The following is a 22,244-nucleotide window of genomic DNA, read 5'->3' on the forward strand; positions in this document are numbered from 1 at the left end:
ACTCCGTCGAACCTGTCAATCGCCCGCATACGCAGGCAGCAAGGAAAGCTCGATGCTTACGACTCTGGCCGTCGCCAACTACCGCTCGATCAACACGCTGGTCGTGCCCCTCGCACGCCTGAATCTGATCACCGGCCCCAACGGCAGCGGAAAGTCCAATCTGTATCGGGCGCTGCGTCTGCTCGCGGAAACTGCTCAAGGTGGCGTCATCAGCGCGCTTGCCCGGGAAGGCGGCCTGAAATCGACGTTCTGGGCTGGCCCGGAAAGCATCAGCCGACGCATGCGCAAGGGTGAGGTGGCGATTCAGGGCGGCCCACGCAAAGACGTCGTGCGGCTGCGCCTGGGTTTCGCAGCGCAGGACTTCAGTTATGCGATTTCATTGGGATTGCCGCCACCTCCGACAGCCGCCACAGCATTCGGCCTCGATCCTGAGATCAAGCGTGAGTGCATCTGGGCGGGCGCGATTTATCGGCCGGCCAGTCTGCTGGTGGACCGCGCCGGCCCGATGATTCGCACGCGAGAGGGCCGCAACTGGGATGTTCTGGCGCAACACACACCGACCTTCGACAGCCTCTTCGATCAGGTCGGCAACCTGCGCTCCTCCCCGGAAGTGCTGCAATTACGCGAAAGCATTCGCGGCTGGCGATTTTATGATCACTTCCGCAGCGATGCCGACGCTCCAGCACGCAAGGCACAGCTGGGCACTCGCACGCCCGTGCTGCATCACGACGGCCGGGACCTGGCGGCCGCGCTGCAAACGATTCGTGAAATTGGCGAGCCCGAAGCGCTGGATGCCGCGATCAGCGACGCCTTTCCCGGCGCGCGGGTGCAGATAAACGCGCAAGCCGGTGGACTGTTCGCGCTGGAGTTTTACCAACAGGGATTGCTGCGGCCTTTATCCGCCGCGGAGTTATCGGACGGTACGCTGCGCTATTTGTTGTTGATTGCCGCCCTGCTGACCCCGCGCCCGCCGACCATGATGGTGCTCAACGAACCGGAAACCAGCCTGCACCCCGACCTGCTGCCCGCGCTGGCGAGGCTGATCATGCGAGCGTCGCAACGGTGTCAGGTGTGGGTCGTGTCCCACGCCAGCCGTCTGATCGCCGCTCTGGAGCAAGACCCTGAGTGCAACTGCATCGTGCTGGAGAAAACTCTGGGACAGACGGGCATTGTCGGCCAGGGAATGCTGGATGAACCGGCGTGGCATTGGCCGGATTGAACCGATCCGCACACCGTTCCGTGAACGCGTATCGCAACAGCGCTGTAATTGTGGGAGCTGCCGGAGGTTACGACGGTGGCGAATGCGGACGATCAATAACCATTGATGTCGCTGACTCCACGCATTCGCCCAAACGCAGCCCAACACCAAGCCAGCCTCTACACACCATTGCTCACCGCAACGCCGGGTAACGGCACCGTCACTGTAGGAGCTGCCGGAGGTTACGACGGTGGCGAATGCGGTGGGGCTGTCATCATCGATATCTCTGATCCTCCGCATTCGCCCTAACGCAGCCCGCACCAAGCCTGCTCCCGAAATTGGAACAGCTCGTCAGGCCCGGGTATCAGCTCCCCGCACCACCATGGGCTTCTTCAAAGAAGAAATCCTTCCAGCTGTCGGCCTTGTTCTTCAAGACACCGATTTCGTGCAGTTTCTCGGCGTAGATGAAGGTGCGTTGCGGCACGACGGTGAAGTCGATTTCAGGATCGGACACGATCTTTTCCACCAACGGCAGCGGCAGCTTGGATTTCTCGACCTCGATGTACGTCTTTGCCGCCGCGGGTTTGTCGGCCTTGATGATCTTTTCGGCTTCGACCAGCGCGTCATAGAAGGCTTTGTAGGTCTTCGGGTTCTCGTCGTGGAATTTCTGCGTGGTGTAAAGCACGTTGAACGTAGCCTGACCGCCCAGGACGTCATAAGAGCTCAGCACCTTGTGCACGTTGGGGTTTTCCAGCTCCTGATACTGGAACGGCGGGCTTGAGAAGTGTGCGCTGATTTCAGAGCCGCCCGCGATCAGCGCCGAGGTGGCGTCCGGGTGCGGCAGGCTGACGGAGATGTTGTCGAATTTCTTGTAGTTGTCGTTCCCGAACAGCTTGGCCGTTTCGATCTGCAAGGTACGCGACTGGAAGCCCACGCCTGCCGCTGGCACGGCAATGCGATCCTTGTCGGTGAAGTCCTTGATCGTCTTCACGTCGGGCTTGTTGCTGAGCAGGTAGTTAGGCATCGAGCCCAGAGAGGCGATGGCTTTGACGTTCTGCTTGCCCTTGGTGCGGTCCCAGATGGTCAGCATCGGCGGCACGCCAGCCGACACCACGTCCAGCGCCCCGGCCAGCAGCGCTTCGTTCATGGCGGTAGCGCCGGAAATACTGTTCCAGTCGACCTTAATGTCGATGCCCTGCTCCTTGCCGTGCTTCTCGATCAGCTTCTGCTGTTGCACCACGTCGAGAATCAGATAACCGATCCCGAACTGTTGGGCGATGCTGATCTTGCCCTCGGCGTGAGCGCCGGTGCTCAACAGCGCGCCGACCAGACCAACCGTGGCTGCCAGAGCGGTCAGCACCGGAAATTTGGATGAAGTCCCCATAGAATCCTCACAATAAACGCGAAAAGTGTTGGAAAGCTTCATGTCCGGCGGTCCGGTCCACTCAGCGAAATATTCTTCTAATGAGCGCTCAGCGCTGCATGCCCCACCGTTTTACAGTCAGGCGCTCGACATTGCTGAACAGCAGGTTTTCCACCAGCAGACCGATGATGATCACCGCCGCCAGGCCCGCGAACACCTTGTCGGTGTACAACTCGTTGCGGTTCTGGAAGATGTACCAGCCCAACCCGCCTTTGCCCGACGACGCGCCGAAGACCAGCTCGGCGGCGATCAGGGTGCGCCAGGCAAACGCCCAGCCAATTTTCAGGCCCGCCAGAATCGACGGCAGTGCGGCCGGAATCAGGATGTGCCAGACGAAGCGCAGGCCTTTGAGGCCGTAGTTGCGACCGGCCATGCGCTGGGTTTCCGAGACACCGAGAAATCCGGCGTAGGTGTTCAGGGCCAACGCCCACAACACCGAATGCACCAGCACGAAGATCAGGCTGTTCTCGCCCAGGCCAAACCACAGCAGCGATAACGGCAGCAGCGCAATGGCCGGCAGCGGGTTGAACATCGCGGTCAGCGTCCCGAGCAGGTCGCGACCCAGTTGCGTGGACACCGCCAGCGTGGTCAGACCGAACGCCAGGACGATGCCGATCAGGTAGCCCTTGACCAATACCGTCAGGGAAATCCAGACCTTGGCCAGCAGCTCGCCTGTGACAATGCCATCGATGAACGCCTTGGCGGTCTGCAGAAAGCTGGGCAGCAGCAGGTCGTTGCCCTGGATGCGCGCAGCGATTTCCCAGATCACCGCCAGGGCGATCAGAATTACGCTCTTGCGCACCCAGCTCAGTTGCCAGATACGTTGTGCCAGGGGAATGTCGCGGGCCAGGTCTTCCTGAGTGAAAGGCTCCAGCGCGATTTCGTATTCCTCGCGGATCGGGGGTGAAAGGCTCATGGTGTTTTCTCTTGATTAGGTCGCTCGGCAGACCACTCTCCTGTGGGAGCGAGCTTGCTCGCGAAGAGGCCCGTTCAGACACCAGCAAGTGCGGCGTCTGGCGGTACGTCTTCGCGAACAAGCTCGCTCCCACACGTCATCAGCGTTCTGCAGATCAATACGCGATACGAATATCCTGAAACCGCAGGTCCTGCTCGACCACGGGCACTTCGCCCTCGTTGAACAGCAGGTTGTGAATGCGTTGCGCCGAGCGTTGAAAATCCACGCCGCCCAGGCTTTTCAGGTCGTACTGATGGCTGTTGATCTCGGCGCGAACACGCCCTGGATGCGGCGACAGCAGCAGAATCCGGTTGCCCACCACCAGCGCTTCTTCGATGGAGTGCGTGACGAACAGCAGCGTGAAACGCACCTCTTCCCACAGCTCCAGCAACTCTTCCTGCATCTTGCGACGGGTCAGTGCATCGAGGGCCGCGAACGGCTCGTCCATCAGCAGGATTTTCGGTTGCATCGCCAGTGCGCGAGCAATGGCGACACGGGCTTTCATACCGCCCGACAACGTGTGCGGATAAGCGTTGGCGAAGGCACTCAAACCGACCTTTTCCAGGTAATGCCGCGCACGCTCTTCGGCTTCACGGCGCTTGAGCGTGCGTGAGGCCAGCAGCGGAAACATGACGTTCTCGATCACGGTTTTCCAGGGCGGAAGCTGGTCGAACTCCTGAAACACCACGATTCTGTCCGGACCCGGTTCCTTGACCTGCTGACCGGCCAGACGGATCTGCCCTTCGCTGGGCTGAATAAAACCGGCAACGGCCTTGAGCAGGGTCGACTTGCCGCACCCCGAAGGGCCGAGCAACACGAAACGATCGGCAGGATCGATTTCGAAACTGACTTGATGAGTGGCCCGCACTACGCGTTCCGGCGTGCGGTATTCAAGGCTTACGCCCTGGACTTGCAACAGCGCTTCAGCGGTAGGCTGATTGGCCTGTTGCGCATTCAAGCGATCGCTAGCCGTGTGGCTTTGCAGAACAGCGTTCATGGAACGGGGCTCCTGAATAAGGGCTGCCGGAATCGAGGCGGCGTGAATCAGAACGGCGCATCGCCCTGGATGGTGGTGCGATGCAGTCGGCGACGCAGGTGATCGGGCGTACCGCCGGCCAGGTGAATCAGCGAACGGTTGTCCCAGAACACCATGTCATTTTCCTGCCACTTGTGGCGGTAGACGCCTTCCGGACGAACGCTGTGGGCGTACAACTCGTTGAGAATCTGCTGGCTCTCGTCCTCGGGCAGACCGACGATATGCGTGGTGAACCCTTCACTGACAAACAGCGCCTTGCGGCCGTTTTCCGGGTGTGTCCGCACGATCGGGTGACTGACGACGGCCACCTGCGCCAGCTGCTCGGCGCTGAGCGTCGGACGCCAGTTTTCGGCGTTACGGCCATCGCGATAGCGGGAGGTGTAGCTGTGCACCGCGCTACGGCCTTCGACGGCTTTGCGCAGATGCTCAGGCAAGGTGTCCCACGCCAGGTGCATATCAGCGAACAGCGTATCGCCGCCTTCGCTTGGCAGCTCCTGGGCATAGAGCATCGAACCGAGACTCGGCAGCTCTTTGTAGGACAGGTCCGAGTGCCAGTACTTGCCTGCATCACCCAAACCCACCGGCTGACCGTTCTCGACGATGTTGGAGACGATCAGGATTTCCGGGTGATTGGCGAGCAGGAACTGCTTGAGGACGTGAATCTGCAGCACGCCGAAACGGCGACTGAAGTCGATCTGCTGTTGCGGGGTGATCTGCTGATCGCGGAACACCACGACGTGGTAATCCAGGTGCGCGCGGTGCACGCGGGCAAAGTCTGCGTCATTCAGCGGGCGGGACAGGTCCAGCCCGACGATTTCCGCGCCCACCTTTTCGGCGAATGGACGCACATCGAACTGTTGATCCGGCGCTTGCGCGGACAAGGAAGCTTGGGAGGCTGCTGGCATGAGAACTCCGACTCCGGAAAAGGCATAGGGCTTAGGTGTCGGAACTTTATAGCTATAAGAAGAGAAATTTAAATATCGTTAGAGCATATGGATAGCGCTGAAAGAACTAGGACCGGCTCAGTGCCATTATCCGTAACCGGACCGATACCAAATTCTTATCATTTGGCGAAAACCCGAAGCGCATGATCGCTGTCTATTCCGCATCTCGCAGCAAGGCACTGCTTGCGAACGAATCGATGTCAGGGATGAGAAGAAAGAGAGGATTGACCATGCCAGTACGCGAAAATGATAACGATCATTCGCACGACAAAGCGCATGAGGACAACGTGAAACTGCTTATCGCCCTGCACCGCGCCCTGGGCACCCACGCAAAAACGCCGACGCAGGTACAAGCCGTCGCCGTGAGAAACGTGGGTCGGTGATCCCGGACTCTGCAATAACTGTGGGAGCGAATTTATTCGCGAGAGGTTTTTCAGGCAGGGACATTTCGATGGCCCTGCCCACTTTTCGCGATTGAATTCGCTCCTACAGGTTACTCGTCAATCCTGGATCACATCGATCCCTTCAATCAGAATGCTGGCAATACCGCGCCGTCATACTTCTTGTTGATGAAGTCTTTGACCTGCTGGCTGGTCAGCGCCTTCGACAGCTTCTCGATCGCGTCGGTGTGGGCGTTGTCGGTACGGGTCACCAGGAAGTTCACGTAAGGCGAATCAGCACCCTCGATGATCAGCGCGTCCTTTTTCGGGCTCAGCTTGGCTTCCAGCGCGTAGTTGGTGTTGATCAGATCCAGGTCAACCTGATCCAGCGCACGTGGCAGCAAAGCCGATTCCAGCTCGCGGAACTTCAGTTTTTTCGGGTTGGTGGCGATGTCTTTCGGCGTCGACAGCGCGTTGGTCGGGTCCTTCAGGGTGATCAGACCGTTCTTCTGCAGCAGCAGCAGAGCACGACCGGCGTTGCTGCCTTCGTTAGGGATCGCAACGGTTGCGCCTTCCGGCAACTGGTCGATGGACTTCCACTTCTTCGAGTAGCCGCCGAACGGTTCAACGTGTACGCCAACGCCAGTCACCAGGGTTGCGCCCTTGCCTTTGTTGAAGCCGTCCAGATAAGGCTTGGTCTGAAAGTAGTTGGCGTCCAGACGTTTCTCGTTCAGCTGCACGTTCGGCTGAACGTAGTCAGTGAAAACCTTGATCTCCAGATCCACACCTTCTTTGGCCAGCTCAGGCTTGATCAGCTCGAGGATTTCGGCGTGTGGAACGGCAGTCGCGCCGACTACCAGTTTCTCGGCCGCTTGGGCAGCGCTGATACCGAGGGAGAGAGCAGCCGCCAGTGCGGTGAACAAAAACGTCTTTTTCATGCGATGTCCTTAGGAAAAATCTGGTCGCCTTGTGGGCAACTCTGTCTCGATAGTGCCGCGGGTACGACCCTGGGCAGGGTAGCGGCTGGAGCGGACATTACCGAGATTTTTTATTCCGAGACAATACTTTTTCGTCGGATGTTTATGCTTTTTAGTTCTCAGGAAGCATTTTGCCAGCAGCCAGGGCCCGCCGATGTGTCTAAATCGCGGTTTCCACCCCGGATACACGGCCTGCGGGCGCATCAATACTCAGCGTTTTCCTGGCAAGTTCAGGTGTTCGGGAAGGATTTCCGCCCCGCTGCTCACCAACAAGGCAAAGTGAATAACGTTCTCCAGCTCTCGCGTGTTGCCGGGCCAGTAGTGCGCTTCGAGCACCTGTTGCGCAGCCTCGCTGATCAGAGGCATCGCGAAGTCCAGACGCTGGCTGTAGATCCCGAGAAAATACTCCGCCAACGGCAAGATGTTGCCCGGCTGCTCACGCAGTGACGGCAAGTCCAGTCGCCCCTCGCTGAGATAGCGATACAGGCGCTCGTTGAACTTCCCGGCGGCCACGGCCAGGCTGAGGTCGATACTGGTCGCCGCCACAAGCCTCACGTCCACGGGACTGGGCTGCTGCGCGCCCACCCGCGTGACCTCATGGTTTTCCAGCGCAGACAGCAATTTGATCTGGATCGACAGCGGAAGGTCGGCGATTTCATCCAGATACAACGTCCCGCCCGTGGCCGAACCGAACCAGCCTGCCCGACTGCTGACCGACCCAGTGTGAGCGCCCGCGGCATAACCAAAGAGCTCGGCATCGGCGTAGGTCGGACTGATTGCCCCGCAGTTGACGGATACGAACAAGCCGGATCGGTCGCTGCCTCGGTGGATGTGCCGCGCCAACAATTCCTTCCCCGTTCCCGGTTCGCCCCGAATCAACACCGGCAAATCCAGTGGCGCCAGCTGCTCCATTTCCTCGCGCAATCGGCGGGAGCGAGGATCGATGAACACCAAAGCCTTGGCGCGGATGCTCAAAGGGCTTTTTTCAGCGTCGGGGAAGGTCAGCAGCGACTGAGTCGGTGTTTGATTCAAAGGGGTGGAATGGCTCATGGCAGTCTCCCGCCCAAGGCTTCCATCGACCTGAGCGTTAAAAAAAAGGCCGCAGCGCCTGTGCGTTCGCTGCGGCCAAAAAAGCGGTGATTAACAGGTATTCAGGCACGACGCCGTGCCGATTGCTCGATACGACCTTGCAAGCGGTACAGGTAAGCAAAACCCTGTTCCCAGCGTTGGTGACCGGACTTGACGTTGATGTGTCCGGCACCGCTGAGGATGCCGATTTCAGCGCCCCAGTTGCGGGCCATCTCCATCGCACGCAAGGCGCTGACAGCGGAGTCGTTATCGGAGCTGACCACTTGGCTCGGGAACGGCAGCAAGTGCTCGGGAATCGGCGCAAAGTTGCGAATGGCAGGCGGGCAGTTCGGACGCTCGACATCGGCAGGCGCCACCAGCAACGCGCCGCGCACCTGACGCAGGGTTTCCAACGGGGCCAACTGAGCCCAATGCGCGACGGTCACGCACCCCAGACTGTGGGCGATCAAAATCACCGGAGAGCTGTCGGCAGCGATCACGCGCTGCAGCTCCCCTACCCAGTCTTCGCGGCGCGGTTTAAGCCAGTCGGCCTGTTCCACGCGCACGCTGTTCGGCAGGCTGTTCTGCCAGTGAGTTTGCCAATGGTCGTCGGCAGATCCTTGCCAGCCTGGCACGATCAGGTAACGGATCGATTCGTTATGCATGGCCTTCGCCTCCTGCATTTTTTGCGTTCATGGCGGCGAGTATAGGGACGGGACATATATTCGAAAAAGAATAAGAAGATATTTATTAATAACCGAAAATCATATATCGCAATCTCAGGCGATAGCGCTGCAAAAAAAGAGGGCCACCCCCTGCCTTAAGGAGTAGCCCTGAGAAATCACGCTGTCTGCCCCCAGCTCGCCGGGGATGAGCAGAGAATACGAGAGGGTTGTTACAGAAATTTTTATCGAAGAAAAATCTTGAAAGCTGCCTCGGCCTCTGTGGGAACGAGCTTGCTCGTGAAGAGGCCCTCATGGCCGAAACATATCCAGCGCCTGAACGTCAGCTTTCGCGAGCAAGCTCGCTCCCACAGGATGCATCCGCTTCCACGCCCCTTGGGGTAAAACGGTTCGCCCGACCGAATGTCCCAAAGTCATTGAAGCGCACCCCCATCTCGGCCATCACCTTGTGCGCCACGGGCGCAGTCATCTGGCGGATGTAGAACGGCTCCTTCACCACAAAATGATGAATGCCGTGGGTGCTGCCGAAGTTGAAGCAGAACGCCTGAAGCGGCCACATCCACCAAGGGTTGAGCACCTGGGTCTGCTGCATGACGTTGCCGGACTCGACATCGCCGTAGTAATGCATGTTGGAACTGACGAAATGCAGACAGAAGGTTCTCAGCACGTTGGGCCCGACGATCACGACCACCGCGATGTCGATCACCTGCATCACCGCAAGGGTGTTCGCCGACCAATCGACGGACGTCCCCATCAGGCCGGCAATCCCATTGGCGGCGTGAAACCCGAGAAACACATACCACGCGCCCCAGTTGAGCAACGCCAGCGGCGCATACACCCGCAACGTGCGTTTCAGAATACTGAACCTATGCGCCCAGGTTTTGGCCCGCAGCATACGAATGAGCGACGACATCACGTTGTCGCCCACCATCAGCAGCCGCGCGATGCCCCATGGCTCGCCGTTGGTGATGGCACGCTCCTCCATGTCCGCCTCAGTGCCAGACACTTTGTGGTGGTTGAGGTGCAGATGCCGACGAATCCAGGGATTGATGGTGCTCGGCCGCGCCATCCACACCAGCGCCAGCATCAGGTTGTGCGGCACACGCTGTTTGCGGAAATACATGCTGTGGATCAGGTCGTGCTCCAGTTCGTGGGTGAGCGACGCGAAGAACGCGTTGAGCAGAAGACACGCCCACCAGGCCATGTATCCGCCAAGATAGAGCGCTGCGCTGCCGATCATTCCCGCCAGTGCAAAGACCAGAATGCCGACCCCGATGGCGTCTTGATGCGCAAGGATTGGGTAGCGCTCGCGCAGCGTGTTGCCTTGCGCCATCACCACCGCGCGAATATGCGCTGATCGCTGCTGCGCATTCAGTCCGGCAGCGCTTGCAGAAGTGTTGTGCATGCTTCCATTCTCCGGTTTTATTATTGAAATATGTTTCAACGTGAAACCACTGCTTCACTGTGCCGTACGCGGCGTGAAGCCGCCCGGCCGTGAACGCCAACCTGTTGACCGGAAGCGCCAATCTGTATGCCTGAGCCGAGTATTCTCGCCAGCTGGACCCGCGCCCTGCGCAAGCAACTCGACGCCCTTGGCCTCGACAGTCTCGCGCTGAGTCAGGCTGCGGGCCTTGATCCGCAATTGATGGACGATCCCAATGCGCGCTACCCGGTCACCGTCACCACGCGATTGTGGCAACTGGCGGTGCAGGCCAGTGGCGACCCCGCGCTGGGGTTGCGGGTGTCGCGCTTCGTCAGTCCGACGACCTTTCACGCACTCGGCTACGCGCTGGTGGCCAGCGGCTCGCTTCGAGAAGTGTTCGAGCGCATCGTGCGTTATCACCCGGTGGTGAGCGACGCGCTGGACCTGAGCTTTGAACGGGTGGGCGACCGTTATGAGTTTCGCTTTCGCGTACCGGAAGGCGGACCGATGCCGGCGAATGAGGCCATGGACGCCTTCGCGGCCATCTATGTGCGCACCTGTCGAAACCGGTTGGGGCGTCATTACGCACCGCTCGCCGTGCATCTGGTGCGGCCACAACCGGCAGACCCGAAACCCTGGCATGACGTCTTTCGCTCGCCGCTGTTTTTCGGCGCACCGGAAAACCTGCTGGAGTTCGCCTGCGCCGATTTCGACAGCCATCTGGACGACGCCAACCCTGAACTCGCTGAGCACAACGAAGCCGTGCTCGACCGCGCCCTCGAGAAGCTCAGCCCTCTGACCTGGGAGCGCAAGGTGCGCGGCGCCATCGAGACGCAACTTCCGGAAGGCGAGCCTTCGGCGGAACGTATTGCCCAGCACCTTCATCTGAGCCTGCGCAGCTTGCAGCGACATCTTGCGGACGAGGGCTGCAGCTACGACCTGCTGCTCAATCAGTGCCGACAGAATCTGGCGCTGCAGCACATGCGCGACCCTGGCAGTTCGCTGGGCGAGATCGCCTATCTGCTGGGGTTTGCCGACACCAGCAGCTTCAGCCGGGCGTTCAAGCGCTGGACCGGCATGACGCCCAGTCAGTACCGCGACAGCGTGATTCGCTGATCACGCGAGCAAGGGTGTCAGACGGTGCAACGCCGCCTTGCGCAACCGGTCGGTATCGAGAATGCAGATGGAGTCGTGATCACGGCGCAGAAGACCGCGCTCGGCGAACTGTGCAATCACCCGGTCGACCACTTCAGGCGCCAGCCCCAACCGCCGCCTGGACAGCACGTCGTGAATCGAGACCACGCGCACGGATCGGTTCATGTCGCCGTAACCTTCGGTGAGCATCAGCAGACGGAATGCGACGCGCTCGTCGGTCGGCATCAGCGTCACCTCATCGGGATACGGCACCGTCAGCCCCAATTTGCGCCCCAGCAACTGGCTGAACCCGCGCCAGTGATGCGGATGGGCCTGCAGCAACGCCTCAAGCGGAGCCTGAGGGATGTGCAGCAGGATGATCTGGTCTTCGGCGTAGGCATCGTGTTGACGGGGCAGATCGTCGAACAGCGACACCTCGCCGAACCAGTAAGGCCGCAGCAGCGTTGGCTGAGGCCGCAATTGTTGCTGGCTCTTGAGGTCGTTGAAGCGAATCGAACCGTCGAGTAACGCGTAAAGACCGCAGGCCGGGCCGCCGGATTCGAAGACCCGTTTGCCGGGGGTCACGCGCCGCTGCCGCATGACGGTCAGCAGGCTATCCTGCAAGGAGCCGGGCAACCCGCTGAACCATTTGTCGTTGTCTAACCATGAGCGCCATTGGGTTCCATTCGTCATGTGAATCTCCTTTTTCTCGCTGGCGTTTTATTGCAGGCTGAGCCTTCAGGTGGCCCGGCCGGAAAAAATCAGCGGCATGATCCACGCATCAAGGGAGGGATAACAATGAAAAACCTCGTCGATCACCTCAGCCAGTACGCGGCGTACCACCGTGATACTCGAAATATCCTCACCCACTTCGTCGGCGTCCCGTTGATCGTGCTAGCGGTGGCCGTGCTCTTGTCACGGCCCGGCTGGAGTAGCTGGTCGCTGGGCGAGCTGTGGCTGTCACCCGCCTTGTTGGCCACCGTGGCGGCCACGTTGTTCTACCTGCGGCTGGATCGGCCGTTTGGCGTGGCGATGGGCATCGTGCTGGCGCTGTTTCTGTGGATTGGCGCACACCTGGCGCAACAGAGCACGCTGGTCTGGCTCACCTCCGGCGTCGGTCTGTTCGTGGTGGGCTGGGTGATCCAGTTCGTGGGGCATTATTACGAAGGTCGCAAACCGGCGTTCGTCGACGACGTCACAGGCCTGATCATCGGCCCGCTGTTCGTGGTGGCCGAAGCCGCCTTTCTGATGGGAATGAGGAAGAAGTTGCAGAACAACATTGAAGGGAAGGTGGGGCGCACTCACAAACGGAATTTGAAGAAGGCTGCGGTTTAAGCGCGAGCTAATCAACTGTAGGAGCGTGGCTTGTCCCGCGATCTGGCGCGAAGCGGCAGTAAAAACGGTTGAATGCGGTGTGTCAGTCACATCGCATTCGTAACGTTGCTGCCGGTACCCGGCAGATCGCGGGACAAGCCACGCTCCTACAGGGTTCGGCCAGATTCTGTATCAGATACTCTCGACCTTCTGCCAGACCTTCGGCTTGAAGAACAACGTCTCCCCGCGCGCCAGTCCGATCAGGCTGTCGTGGTCTTTCACCACTTCCGCTTCGATCAGGTCCGGTTGCCCTTCGACCTTCAGCGTCACGCGGGTCGTCGCACCCAGAGGCCGAATGTCACGCACTTCGGCCGCATGATGCCCCTCCACTTCATGACGCGACAACGACACTTCGTGCGGACGGAACAACACGTGGTTGTCTTCACCCAGGTGCAGACGGTTGGAGTCACCCAGGAAGTGATAGACGAAATCGCTGGCCGGGTTCTCGTAGACCTCGCCCGGCGAGCCGATCTGCTCGATCACGCCCTTGTTCATCACCACGATCCGGTCGGCGACTTCCATGGCCTCTTCCTGGTCGTGTGTCACGAACACCGACGTCAGGTTGATGTCTTCGTGAAGACGCGCCAGCCAGCGGCGCAGCTCCTTACGCACCTTGGCGTCCAGCGCACCGAACGGTTCGTCCAGCAGCAACACCTTTGGCTCCACGGCCAGTGCGCGCGCCAGCGCAATACGTTGACGCTGACCGCCGGACAGCTGCTCCGGATAACGATCCGACAGCCAGTCCAGTTGCACCATGTTGAGCAGCTCATGGACCTTGGCGGCGATCTGGCTTTCGGTCGGGCGCTGGTTTTTCGGCTTCATCCGCAGGCCGAACGCGACGTTGTCGAACACCGTCATGTGGCGGAACAACGCATAGTGCTGGAACACGAAACCGACGTTGCGATCACGCACATCGTGACCGGAAACGTCTTCGCCGTGGAACACGATGCTGCCCTGGTCCGGCGTTTCCAGCCCGGCAATAATGCGCAACAGCGTGGTCTTGCCACAGCCGGACGGGCCCAGCAAAGCCACCAGCTCGCCACTCTGGATATCCAGATTGATGCTGTTGAGGGCCTTGAAGGCGTTGAAGTTCTTGCTGACGTTACGGACTTCGATCGACATGAATTATTCCTCCGCCGCGCTTTGGCGCAGACGGCTAATGCGCGCTTCGCTCCACTGCTTGAGCAGCAGGATGAACAGCGCAAGGATCAATAACAGGCTCGCCACGGCAAATGCAGCCACGTGGTTGTACTCGTTGTAGAGAATCTCGACATGCAACGGCAGGGTATTGGTCACGCCGCGGATGTGGCCGGACACCACCGACACCGCGCCGAACTCGCCCATCGCCCGCGCGGTACACAGCACCACGCCGTAGATCAGGCCCCATTTGATGTTGGGCACCGTCACGTGCCAGAACATCTGCCAACCGTTGGCGCCCAGCAGTCGTGCAGCCTCTTCTTCCTGCGTGCCTTGTTCCTGCATCAACGGGATCAGCTCGCGCGCCACGAACGGCACGGTCACGAAGATGGTCGCCAGCACAATGCCCGGCAAGGCAAAGACGATCTGAATGTCGTGATCCTGCAACCACGGGCCGAAGATGCCCCGGGCGCCGAACATCAGGATGTAGACCAGACCGGCGATGACTGGCGAAACCGAGAACGGCAGGTCGATCAGCGTGACCAGAATCGCTTTGCCGCGAAACGAGTACTTGCTCACGCACCAGGCCGCCGCGACACCGAACACGACGTTCAGCGGCACCGAAATCAGTACGGCATACACCGTGAGCTTGAGCGCCGAGAGCGCATCCGGCTCAAGAATCGCCGTAAAGAATCCGCCCAGGCCGTTTTTCAGGCCCTGACTGACGACCACGAACAGCGGCAACAACAAAAACAACGCAAAGACCAGCCAGGCAAGGCCGATCAGAATGCGCCGCGACACCGCGCTGCCACGACGGGCAGCATTGGCGGAGGAAGCGGCAATAAGCGATGGACCGGACATATGTGCGCCTCCTCAGTTAGGGGTTTCGATGCGTCGCTGCAGCAGGTTGATCAGCAGCAACAGAATGAAGGACACCACCAGCATCAGCACACCGATGGACGTTGCGCCGGCGTAGTCGTACTGATCGAGCTTGACCATGATCAGCAGCGGCAGGATTTCGGTCTTCATCGGCATGTTGCCCGCGATGAAGATCACCGAGCCGTACTCGCCCACACCCCGCGCAAACGCCAGCGCAAAGCCGGTCAGCCAGGCAGGCAGCAGCGCCGGCACGAGAATGTAGCGAAACACCTGGATCGGCCGTGCGCCGAGACAGGCGGCGGCCTCTTCGACTTCACGGGGAATATCGGCCAGCACCGGCTGCACCGTGCGCACGACGAAGGGCAGCGTGACGAATGTCAGCGCCAGGGTAATGCCGAGTGGGGTGTAGGCGATCTTGAAGCCCAGATCGGCGGCGAACTGCCCTACCAGACCGGTCGGTGTGTACAGCGCGGTCAGTGCGATACCGGCCACGGCGGTAGGCAGCGCAAACGGCAGGTCGATCATCGCGTCGATGATCTTGCGTCCCGGGAAACTGTAGCGAACCAGCACCCAGGCCAGCAGCGTACCGATGATGCCGTTGATGATTGCAGCATAAAACGCGGTGCCGAAGCTCAGCTTGAGGGCGGCCAGCACGCGCGGTGCGGTCACGATGTTCCAGAATTGGGCGGCGCTCAGCTGAGAGGCATGAATGAACATGGCCGCAAGCGGTATCAGCACAATCAAGCTGAGGTACACCAAGGTGTAGCCCAGCGTCAGCCCGAAGCCGGGTATGACGGGGGATATGCGTCGAGACATAAGTGTCCTTGGTTAACACACGTAACCCGGAGCGAGTCCGGGCTGTTTTGATTCCATGTAGGCGCGCGGCGGAAAATCTATCAGAAAACGCATTGTCCGCCACGGCATCCCCTGTAGGAGTGAGCTCCTACAGATTTGCTGCGTTACTGCGGGATGTAGATCTGGTCGAAGATCCCGCCGTCGTCGAAGAATTTCGGTTGAGCCGATTTCCAGCCGCCGAAGTCCTTGTCGATGGTCAGCAGGTTCAGTTTAGGGAACTGCTTCTCATATTTGGCAGCCACTTCCTTGTCACGTGGACGGTAGAAGTTCTTCGCCGCGATTTCCTGACCTTCCTTGCTGTACAGATGCTTGAGGTATTCGGTCGCGATTTCGGTGGTGCCATGCTTCTCGGCATTCTTCTCGACGACAGCGACCGGAGGCTCGGCCAGAATCGACAGCGAAGGTACGACGATGTCGAACTTGTCAGCACCGCCGTCTTCTTTCAGCGCCAGGAACGCTTCGTTTTCCCAGGCCAGCAGCACATCGCCCTGACCGTTGTTGACGAAGGTGATGGTCGAACCGCGCGCGCCGGTGTCCAGCACAGGCACATGCTTGAACAGTTTGCCGATGTATTCCTTGGCCTTGGCTTCATCGCCACCGCCGGATTTCAGGCCATAGCCGTAAGCCGCGAGGAAGTTCCAGCGTGCACCGCCCGAGGTTTTAGGGTTTGGCGTGATGACCGACACGCCATCCTTGATCAGGTCGCCCCAGTCGTGAATGCCTTTAGGGTTGCCCTTGCGCACCAGGAACACGATGGTGGAGGTATACGGCGTGCTGGCGTCTGGCAGCTTGGTCTGCCAGTCAGCCGGAAGGGTCTTGCCCAGCTTGGCGATCTCGTCGATGTCACCGGCCAAGGCCAGCGTTACTACGTCGGCAGGCGAGCCATCGATAACCGAACGGCCTTGCTTGCCCGAACCACCGTGGGACTGGTTGATTTTGACGGTGTCGTCCGGGTGAGATTTTTTCCAGAAGTTGATGAATTCGGCGTTGTAGTCCTGATACAGCTCGCGGGTCGGGTCATAGGACACGTTCAGCAGCGTGAAATCCTTGGCAACAGCGGAACCGGCAAACACGGCACTGGCGAGAGCGGCCAGCGCGTAACGGCGAATGGACATGAATCAAGCTCCTGGAAATTGGCGTTGTTGGCTTTTTCTAGTTTTAGGTACTTGGCGTTCTTTCGTAGGAGCGCGCTTGCCCGCGATGCGATTGTCCGGCCCCTGGATTCGCGGCGTCTGGACGGGCCTCTCGCGGGCAAGCGCGCTCCTACAGGTGCATCAACTTGGTTTGTTACCCGGGTTCTGCAGACGGAATTTTTCCTTGCGCTCGATCTGGACCACTTGTGCGTTGTGCACTGTGATTTCAACCGCGCCAAAACGCAGGTCACGCAGCGCACTCTGAATTTCTCGCAGAATGCTTGCTTCGTCCTGGCCGTCAACGCTACGTAGAGATGCGCTCATGATCGTGCTCCTTGATGGGTTGCCCGCAGCGGCGTGGGGAAGGCGGCTGCTTGTGGCGTGGGAGCGATATTAGAAGGGCGGGGTTATTCTTAAAAATACTATTTAAGAATGCAGATATAACCAAAAGGCATTTGTTGCGTTTTCAGTCCATCGGAGCCTCTTGGCCGCCAGCCAGCGCCTCACAAATCGCTGTAGAAGCGCGCTTGCCCGCGAAGAAGGCGCCGCGGTCTCTCAGAATTGCGCGTCATCGTTTATCGCGGGCAAGCGCGCCCCTACAGTCGAGACGGTCAAGTCGACGCAAACACCGGCGCATGCTGCCAATCAATCTGCTCGGCAGGCATCGGTCGGGCAAACCAATACCCTTGGCCCAGCTCACACTGGTTCTTCAGCAGAAAATGCGCCTGCTCGGCTTGCTCGATGCCTTCAGCCAGCACCCGCATGCCCATCGCCTGAGCAAGCGCGATGATCGCCCGGACGATAGCAATGTCGTCCTCATCGTCCGGCAGGCCTGCCACAAATCCTTGATCGATCTTCAGCTTCTGCACCGGCATGCGCTTGAGCCGCAGCAGCGACGAATACCCCGTGCCGAAGTCATCGATGGACAGTTTCAGGCCCAAATCACGCAGTCGGTGCATCTGTTCGATGGCCTGCTCGGGATCGTCCATGACCGCGCTTTCGGTGACTTCCAGCTCCAGATACTGCGACGCGAGGCCCGTTTCGGTAAGCACCTGCGCCACGCGGCGATCCAGATCGCCCCGGCCGAACAACCGGCTCGACACGTTCACCGCCACGAATGACAACCTGATCCCGTCTTCGAGCCATTGCCGCATCTGCCGACACGCCTCAGTCAGCACCCAGTTATCAATGTCGGCGATCAAGCCGCTTTGCTCGGCAATCGGAATGAACTCGCCCGGCGACACCATGCCACGCTGGGGATGCAGCCAGCGCACCAGGGCCTCGACACCCTCGATACGGCGGGTGTGCAGGTTATGAATCGGCTGATAGAACAGGCGCAATTCTTTCTTCACAATGGCGCGACGCAACTCGCTGGTCAGTTCAACCCGGCGCTGGGCATGGGCGGTCAGCTCTTCGGTGTACAACGCATAACTTTCCCGGCCCTGACTCTTGGCCTGAAACAAGGCAGCGTCGGCGTTGCGCAACAGCTGTTCGGCGCTCAGTGCATCGTTGGGAAAAATGCTGATGCCTATGCTCGCCGTGAGGAACAGGGATTGAGCGTCGATCAGGAAAGGTTCGCGCAGCCCGTCCAGCACGCCCTGCGCCAGCTCCGCGGCCTGCATGGCCTGCTGAGGGTTCTCGATCAGCACGGCGAACTCGTCGCCACCGAGACGAGCCAGCGTCACGCCCTTCTCCATCAGTTGCGCAAGTCGCTCGCTGACGGCCTTCAACACCTCATCGCCCACGTTGTGACCGAGGCTGTCGTTGATGTGCTTGAAGTGGTCGAGGTCAATCAGCAACAGCGCCAGATTCTGTTTGTTGCGCCGGGCATGGGTCTGCGCCTGCTCCGCACGGTCGGTGAACAGTAGCCGGTTGGGCAAGCCGGTGAGCGCGTCGTAATGGGCCAGGTGAGCCAGTTCGCGCTCGGAATGCTTGATGCTGGTGATGTCAGAGAACACGGCGACAAAATGAGTGATTGATCCGCGGTCGTCTTTGATGGAGCGGATACTCTGCCACTGCGGGTAGATTTCTCCGTCCTTGCGCCGATTCCAGATCTCGCCACTCCACTGCCCGGCGGCGAGAATGGTCTTGTACATGCGCTCGTAGAAATCCGGACCGTGACGGCCGGATTTGAATTTGTTCGGGCGCATGCCGAGCACTTCGTCCTGCCGGTAACCGGTGATCGACATGAACGCCCGGTTGACGTGCACGATCACGCCATTGGCATCCGTGACGAGTACGCCTTCCAGTGTGCTGTCAAACACTGCGGCGGCCAGACGCAGATGCTGCAGATCCTGATCCCGCTGCGCCCGCGCCTTGATGCCAATGAACCCCAGCAAACGGGACCGGGCAAGGTAGATCGACACCGCGCTGAGTGCCAGCCAGGCATAACCACTCATCAGTTGGGCACGCGCCAGCTGGATCGAATCTTCGATCAGCAAAGGCAGCACACAGTCACTGAACACGAGCCAGAAAATCGACAGCAGCCCATACAACAGTGCGGTTTTGAGCGCATCTCGGGTGATAGCTGACATAAAAAAGTCAAAAACCTTACGAAAGGACAGGATTATAGATAAGAAACATCCTGCGACGCTTATCTAAAACAGCGACTGGTTTTATCTGGTGGCTAAGTGATAATGCGCGCTGCTGTACGGGGTCTGTGCACACAACGACCTCATCACCTGTTCGCGTTACAATCGAGGGCAAATCAGCCTATGTGGAACAACGGTCTGCTCGACCTTTCCGTCTGGCAATTGGTCGCAGTCACCCTGGCGATGACGCATATCACCATCGTCAGCGTCACGGTCTATCTCCATCGCTATTCAGCTCACCGCTCGCTTGAACTCAACGCCGGGCTCAAGCACTTTTTCCGTTTCTGGCTGTGGCTGACCACGGCGCAGAACACCCGCGAGTGGACCGCCATCCATCGCAAGCATCACGCCAAATGCGAAACCGTCGATGACCCGCACAGCCCGGTCATCAAAGGGTTGTCCACCGTGCTGCGCAAAGGCGCCGAGCTGTATCGCGCCGAAGCGGAGAACCCGGACACGCTGCGCATCTACGGCAAGAACTGCCCGGAAGACTGGATCGAGCGCAACCTGTACTCGCGCTACCCGCGCCTGGGCGTGATGATCATGGGCGTGATCGACCTGGCGCTGTTCGGCGTCATCGGCATCACCGTCTGGGCCATCCAGATGATGTGGATTCCGGTCTGGGCGGCTGGCGTGGTCAACGGTCTGGGTCATGCGGTCGGCTATCGCAACTTCGAGTGCCGCGATGCCGCGACCAATCTGGTGCCGTGGGGCATCCTGATCGGCGGCGAAGAGCTGCACAACAACCATCACACCTACCCCAACTCGGCCAAACTGTCGGTCAAGCGCTGGGAGTTCGACATGGGCTGGGCGTGGATCAAGCTGTTCTGCTGGTTGCGACTGGCCAAAGTGCAGCGCGTCGCACCCATCGCGCATCGCGTCGAAGGCAAGGGCCATGTGGACATGGACACGGCCATGGCGATCCTCAACAACCGTTTCCAGATCATGGCGCAGTATCGCAAGCTGGTGATCGCACCGTTGGTGGCGCAGGAGCTGGCCAAGGCCGATGCCTCTGTCCGCCATCAGTTCCGGCGTGCAAAACGCCTGCTGTCGCGTGAAACCAGTCTGCTGGACGACAAGCATCAGGTGCGTATCCAGAGCATGCTGGAGCACAGCCACGCGCTGAAAGTGATCTACGAAAAGCGTCTGGCACTGCAACAGATCTGGGCCCGGACCAGCAGTAATGGCCATGACATGTTGGCGGCCATCAAAGAATGGGTGCACGAAGCCGAAGCCAGCGGCATTCAGTCTCTGCGCGACTTCGCCGACCAGCTGAAAACCTACTCCCTGCGCCCTCAGCACGCCTGATGCCGTTGATCGGCGCACATCCGTCCGGATGTGCGCTTGTCGGAACTTCATGCCACTAAATCTATCTGACTAGCACCTTCGCACTATGCTGTGTGGAGATGTTGTGGCTGTGCGCCGCACCTTATTTTTGAGATGCAGTGCTCATGGACAATCAGACACCCGCTACCGCCATCCCCGCAGCAGCAGAAACCCTGTTGGCGCTGATGCACGCCCAGGCGGAAGTGGCGCGCTTGAGCGAGCGCGAACAACTCTTCAGTTCCTTGCTGGTCAGCGTCAACGCCGTGCTGTGGGCGTTTGATTGGCAGACCCAGCGCATGATCTACGTCAGCCCCGCCTACGAGCGCATCTTTGGGCGTTCGGCCGGGTTGTTGCTGGCCGATTTCGGCGAATGGCGCGACAGCATCTATCCGGACGACCTTGATTACGCCGAGCGCAGCCTCAGTGAAGTGCTGGAAAAAGGCTCCATCGAGGACCGCGAGTACCGCATCATTCGCGCAGACGGCCAGGTGCGCTGGCTGAGCGATAAATGCTTTGTCAGCCACCAAGCCGAGCAAGGGCAACGCCTGATCGTGGTCGGCATCGCCGAAGACATCACCGAAAAGAAGCAGCTGGAAGACGAACTCCAGCGTCTGGCCACCACCGATGTGCTCACCCAGAGCAGCAACCGCCGGCATTTCTTCGAGTGCGCACAGCGCGAATTCGAACAGGCCCGTCTGCAAGGCACGCCGATGGCGTTTCTCCTGCTGGACGTGGATGACTTCAAGCTGGTCAACGACACGTACGGTCACCAGGAAGGCGATGTTGTGCTGCAGCGTATTGCCGAGTGCGGACGAAAGACACTGCGCCGGGGCGATCTGTTCGGGCGCATTGGCGGGGAGGAGTTTGCGGCGGTGTTTCCGGGCTGTGCACCGGACATGGCCAAGCAGATTGCCGAGCGCCTGCAACGGGAGATACAGCGGCTGTCGTTCCAGCGTGACGACAAAAGCTTCGGTATCACGGCCAGCCAGGGCCTGACCAATCTGGGCAAACAGGACCAGAGTCTTGAAGCCCTCTACGCCCGTGCGGATGCGGCGATGTATCAGGCCAAGCGTCAGGGCAAGAATCAGATCGTATTGGTGTAAAGCAGGCGGTGACGCCTGTGCGACACGACCGCCTGCCGTCCAGGCGTTATCGAATGCTCTTGATGCTGCCTTTGTTGCCGGTGACCTTGACGTTCACCTGCTTGAAGATGAAGTAATCGTTGACGGTAACTTCATAACGAGGGGCGACCAGCAGATCCGCACCTGAAGACTTCACAGCCTTATAAGCGGCGGCGGCCTTTGCGTTGGACACCGGATCAGGCAATGGCAAGCCCATCGCGGAACCGCCGGCTGCACCATAGGTGACGCCGTCTGCGAACTGGTTATCGCCACCCAACGCCAACCAGCCAAACAGAATGTTGGTGGACGATTCGCCGCTGATGGCTTCGCCCACTTTCACGTCGGCTTTAAGGTCGGTTTTGACATCGCCCGAGAGCGGCGCTGCGGGCTGGCTTACGTTGTAGCTCACGCAGCCACTGGTGGTCGCGATCAGCGTGGCGACTGCCGCCAACGTCCATATTTTCTTCATGTGTATCTCCCCTCGTTCTTGATCAGATAGTTGCAGCGACGCAACTATAGGGAGGAGATCCGCTGATAAAAGTCAGGCATTTCTGAAAGAAAAGTAGGACGTGCTAGCAGACAGAAGACTGAAATTTCACGCGCAAAC

21 protein-coding genes and 1 pseudogene are annotated in these 22,244 nt (G+C 59.6%); 6 read left to right on the forward strand and 16 right to left on the reverse strand.

What is annotated here, in order from left to right; genetic code table 11:
* Positions 1–52: 52 nt before the first annotated feature.
* Entirely contained in the window at positions 53–1,219 is a 1,167-nt protein-coding gene (locus tag ABDX87_RS12840) for an AAA family ATPase (RefSeq protein WP_346833172.1), read from the forward strand.
* Between the two features lie 343 nt (positions 1,220–1,562).
* Here ABDX87_RS12840 and ABDX87_RS12845 read toward each other — a convergent pair whose 3' ends face one another.
* The 4 genes from ABDX87_RS12845 to ABDX87_RS12860 all read right to left on the reverse strand — a co-directional run bounded on the left by ABDX87_RS12845 (position 1,563) and on the right by ABDX87_RS12860 (position 5,517).
* Positions 1,563–2,582: an ABC transporter substrate-binding protein gene (locus ABDX87_RS12845; protein WP_346833173.1), complete on the reverse strand. Its 1,020-nt coding sequence runs from the start codon at positions 2,580–2,582 to the stop codon at positions 1,563–1,565.
* 88 nt (positions 2,583–2,670) lie between these two features.
* Positions 2,671–3,537 carry an ABC transporter permease gene (locus ABDX87_RS12850; RefSeq protein ID WP_346833174.1) on the reverse strand — a complete coding sequence of 289 codons (867 nt, stop codon included), beginning with the start codon at positions 3,535–3,537 and terminating at the stop codon, positions 2,671–2,673.
* A gap of 154 nt (positions 3,538–3,691) precedes the next feature.
* The gene (locus ABDX87_RS12855; RefSeq protein ID WP_431061234.1) at positions 3,692–4,573 is read right to left on the reverse strand and encodes an ABC transporter ATP-binding protein; all 882 of its coding nucleotides are present in this window, start codon (positions 4,571–4,573) and stop codon (positions 3,692–3,694) included.
* Positions 4,574–4,620: 47 nt separating this feature from the next.
* Complete coding sequence (locus ABDX87_RS12860) at positions 4,621–5,517, reverse strand: TauD/TfdA dioxygenase family protein (protein WP_346833175.1); 897 nt, start codon at positions 5,515–5,517, stop codon at positions 4,621–4,623.
* Positions 5,518–5,786: 269 nt separating this feature from the next.
* On the opposite strand from ABDX87_RS12860, the gene ABDX87_RS12865 reads away from it, so the two are divergent.
* Positions 5,787–5,939, forward strand: a complete 153-nt coding sequence (locus ABDX87_RS12865) for a hypothetical protein (protein ID WP_346833176.1) — start codon at positions 5,787–5,789, stop codon at positions 5,937–5,939.
* Between the two features lie 146 nt (positions 5,940–6,085).
* Here the strand turns inward: ABDX87_RS12865 and ABDX87_RS12870 are convergent, their stop codons facing one another.
* The 4 genes and pseudogenes from ABDX87_RS12870 to ABDX87_RS12885 all read right to left on the reverse strand — a co-directional run bounded on the left by ABDX87_RS12870 (position 6,086) and on the right by ABDX87_RS12885 (position 10,069).
* Positions 6,086–6,874, reverse strand: a complete 789-nt coding sequence (locus ABDX87_RS12870) for a MetQ/NlpA family ABC transporter substrate-binding protein (protein ID WP_346833177.1) — start codon at positions 6,872–6,874, stop codon at positions 6,086–6,088.
* A gap of 261 nt (positions 6,875–7,135) precedes the next feature.
* A pseudogene (locus ABDX87_RS12875) lies at positions 7,136–7,963 on the reverse strand (sigma 54-interacting transcriptional regulator); the annotation flags it as partial.
* 101 nt (positions 7,964–8,064) lie between these two features.
* The gene (locus ABDX87_RS12880) at positions 8,065–8,646 is read right to left on the reverse strand and encodes an alpha/beta hydrolase (RefSeq protein WP_346833178.1); all 582 of its coding nucleotides are present in this window, start codon (positions 8,644–8,646) and stop codon (positions 8,065–8,067) included.
* A 340-nt stretch (positions 8,647–8,986) separates the two neighbouring features.
* Positions 8,987–10,069, reverse strand: coding sequence for a fatty acid desaturase (locus ABDX87_RS12885; RefSeq protein ID WP_346833179.1), 1,083 nt, complete (start codon positions 10,067–10,069; stop codon positions 8,987–8,989).
* A 126-nt stretch (positions 10,070–10,195) separates the two neighbouring features.
* Between ABDX87_RS12885 and ABDX87_RS12890 the strand changes: the two genes are divergently transcribed.
* Positions 10,196–11,203 carry an AraC family transcriptional regulator gene (locus ABDX87_RS12890; protein ID WP_346833180.1) on the forward strand — a complete coding sequence of 336 codons (1,008 nt, stop codon included), beginning with the start codon at positions 10,196–10,198 and terminating at the stop codon, positions 11,201–11,203.
* On the opposite strand, the gene ABDX87_RS12895 is transcribed toward ABDX87_RS12890, so the two are convergent.
* Positions 11,204–11,914, reverse strand: coding sequence for a Crp/Fnr family transcriptional regulator (locus tag ABDX87_RS12895; protein WP_346833181.1), 711 nt, complete (start codon positions 11,912–11,914; stop codon positions 11,204–11,206). It abuts the gene before it with no gap.
* A gap of 105 nt (positions 11,915–12,019) precedes the next feature.
* Here ABDX87_RS12895 and ABDX87_RS12900 point away from each other — a divergent pair, with 105 nt between their 5' ends.
* The gene (locus ABDX87_RS12900) at positions 12,020–12,556 is read left to right on the forward strand and encodes a DUF962 domain-containing protein (RefSeq protein ID WP_092409972.1); all 537 of its coding nucleotides are present in this window, start codon (positions 12,020–12,022) and stop codon (positions 12,554–12,556) included.
* 171 nt (positions 12,557–12,727) lie between these two features.
* Here the strand turns inward: ABDX87_RS12900 and ABDX87_RS12905 are convergent, their stop codons facing one another.
* From ABDX87_RS12905 to dibA, 6 genes are all read right to left on the reverse strand, one after another.
* Positions 12,728–13,717 (reverse strand): sulfate/molybdate ABC transporter ATP-binding protein, encoded by a 990-nt coding sequence (locus ABDX87_RS12905; RefSeq protein WP_074752457.1) that lies wholly within the window; start codon positions 13,715–13,717, stop codon positions 12,728–12,730.
* 3 nt (positions 13,718–13,720) lie between these two features.
* A complete protein-coding gene (gene cysW / locus ABDX87_RS12910) occupies positions 13,721–14,593 on the reverse strand; it encodes a sulfate ABC transporter permease subunit CysW (RefSeq protein ID WP_074752458.1) in 873 nt (290 codons plus the stop codon).
* Positions 14,594–14,605: 12 nt separating this feature from the next.
* Positions 14,606–15,427, reverse strand: coding sequence for a sulfate ABC transporter permease subunit CysT (cysT, locus tag ABDX87_RS12915; protein ID WP_346833182.1), 822 nt, complete (start codon positions 15,425–15,427; stop codon positions 14,606–14,608).
* A 143-nt stretch (positions 15,428–15,570) separates the two neighbouring features.
* A complete protein-coding gene (locus ABDX87_RS12920) occupies positions 15,571–16,581 on the reverse strand; it encodes a sulfate ABC transporter substrate-binding protein (protein ID WP_074752460.1) in 1,011 nt (336 codons plus the stop codon).
* A 159-nt stretch (positions 16,582–16,740) separates the two neighbouring features.
* Positions 16,741–16,923, reverse strand: coding sequence for a sulfur starvation response protein OscA (oscA, locus tag ABDX87_RS12925; RefSeq protein WP_074752461.1), 183 nt, complete (start codon positions 16,921–16,923; stop codon positions 16,741–16,743).
* A 287-nt stretch (positions 16,924–17,210) separates the two neighbouring features.
* Entirely contained in the window at positions 17,211–19,133 is a 1,923-nt protein-coding gene (gene dibA, locus ABDX87_RS12930; RefSeq protein ID WP_346833183.1) for a phosphodiesterase DibA, read from the reverse strand.
* Between the two features lie 180 nt (positions 19,134–19,313).
* Here dibA and desA point away from each other — a divergent pair, with 180 nt between their 5' ends.
* Both desA and ABDX87_RS12940 read left to right on the forward strand, forming a co-directional pair.
* Entirely contained in the window at positions 19,314–20,498 is a 1,185-nt protein-coding gene (gene desA, locus ABDX87_RS12935; RefSeq protein WP_346833184.1) for a delta-9 fatty acid desaturase DesA, read from the forward strand.
* Positions 20,499–20,641: 143 nt separating this feature from the next.
* Positions 20,642–21,619, forward strand: a complete 978-nt coding sequence (locus ABDX87_RS12940) for a GGDEF domain-containing protein (protein ID WP_346833185.1) — start codon at positions 20,642–20,644, stop codon at positions 21,617–21,619.
* A gap of 46 nt (positions 21,620–21,665) precedes the next feature.
* Here the strand turns inward: ABDX87_RS12940 and ABDX87_RS12945 are convergent, their stop codons facing one another.
* Complete coding sequence (locus ABDX87_RS12945; RefSeq protein ID WP_346833186.1) at positions 21,666–22,106, reverse strand: hypothetical protein; 441 nt, start codon at positions 22,104–22,106, stop codon at positions 21,666–21,668.
* Between the last annotated feature and the right edge of the window lie 138 nt (positions 22,107–22,244).

Origin of the sequence: Pseudomonas abietaniphila (genome assembly GCF_039697315.1) — a bacterium.
GTDB classification, from domain to species: Bacteria; Pseudomonadota; Gammaproteobacteria; order Pseudomonadales; family Pseudomonadaceae; genus Aquipseudomonas; species Aquipseudomonas abietaniphila_B.

Coding starts and splice junctions, on each gene's coding strand:
- ABDX87_RS12840 (WP_346833172.1), top strand. CDS start 53: ATGCTTACGACTCTGGCCGTCGCCAACTACCGCTCGATCAACACGCTG.
- ABDX87_RS12845 (WP_346833173.1), bottom strand. CDS start 2,582: ATGGGGACTTCATCCAAATTTCCGGTGCTGACCGCTCTGGCAGCCACG.
- ABDX87_RS12850 (WP_346833174.1), bottom strand. CDS start 3,537: ATGAGCCTTTCACCCCCGATCCGCGAGGAATACGAAATCGCGCTGGAG.
- ABDX87_RS12855 (WP_431061234.1), bottom strand. CDS start 4,573: ATGAACGCTGTTCTGCAAAGCCACACGGCTAGCGATCGCTTGAATGCG.
- ABDX87_RS12860 (WP_346833175.1), bottom strand. CDS start 5,517: ATGCCAGCAGCCTCCCAAGCTTCCTTGTCCGCGCAAGCGCCGGATCAA.
- ABDX87_RS12865 (WP_346833176.1), top strand. CDS start 5,787: ATGCCAGTACGCGAAAATGATAACGATCATTCGCACGACAAAGCGCAT.
- ABDX87_RS12870 (WP_346833177.1), bottom strand. CDS start 6,874: ATGAAAAAGACGTTTTTGTTCACCGCACTGGCGGCTGCTCTCTCCCTC.
- ABDX87_RS12880 (WP_346833178.1), bottom strand. CDS start 8,646: ATGCATAACGAATCGATCCGTTACCTGATCGTGCCAGGCTGGCAAGGA.
- ABDX87_RS12885 (WP_346833179.1), bottom strand. CDS start 10,069: ATGCACAACACTTCTGCAAGCGCTGCCGGACTGAATGCGCAGCAGCGA.
- ABDX87_RS12890 (WP_346833180.1), top strand. CDS start 10,196: ATGCCTGAGCCGAGTATTCTCGCCAGCTGGACCCGCGCCCTGCGCAAG.
- ABDX87_RS12895 (WP_346833181.1), bottom strand. CDS start 11,914: ATGACGAATGGAACCCAATGGCGCTCATGGTTAGACAACGACAAATGG.
- ABDX87_RS12900 (WP_092409972.1), top strand. CDS start 12,020: ATGAAAAACCTCGTCGATCACCTCAGCCAGTACGCGGCGTACCACCGT.
- ABDX87_RS12905 (WP_074752457.1), bottom strand. CDS start 13,717: ATGTCGATCGAAGTCCGTAACGTCAGCAAGAACTTCAACGCCTTCAAG.
- cysW (WP_074752458.1), bottom strand. CDS start 14,593: ATGTCCGGTCCATCGCTTATTGCCGCTTCCTCCGCCAATGCTGCCCGT.
- cysT (WP_346833182.1), bottom strand. CDS start 15,427: ATGTCTCGACGCATATCCCCCGTCATACCCGGCTTCGGGCTGACGCTG.
- ABDX87_RS12920 (WP_074752460.1), bottom strand. CDS start 16,581: ATGTCCATTCGCCGTTACGCGCTGGCCGCTCTCGCCAGTGCCGTGTTT.
- oscA (WP_074752461.1), bottom strand. CDS start 16,923: ATGAGCGCATCTCTACGTAGCGTTGACGGCCAGGACGAAGCAAGCATT.
- dibA (WP_346833183.1), bottom strand. CDS start 19,133: ATGTCAGCTATCACCCGAGATGCGCTCAAAACCGCACTGTTGTATGGG.
- desA (WP_346833184.1), top strand. CDS start 19,314: ATGTGGAACAACGGTCTGCTCGACCTTTCCGTCTGGCAATTGGTCGCA.
- ABDX87_RS12940 (WP_346833185.1), top strand. CDS start 20,642: ATGGACAATCAGACACCCGCTACCGCCATCCCCGCAGCAGCAGAAACC.
- ABDX87_RS12945 (WP_346833186.1), bottom strand. CDS start 22,106: ATGAAGAAAATATGGACGTTGGCGGCAGTCGCCACGCTGATCGCGACC.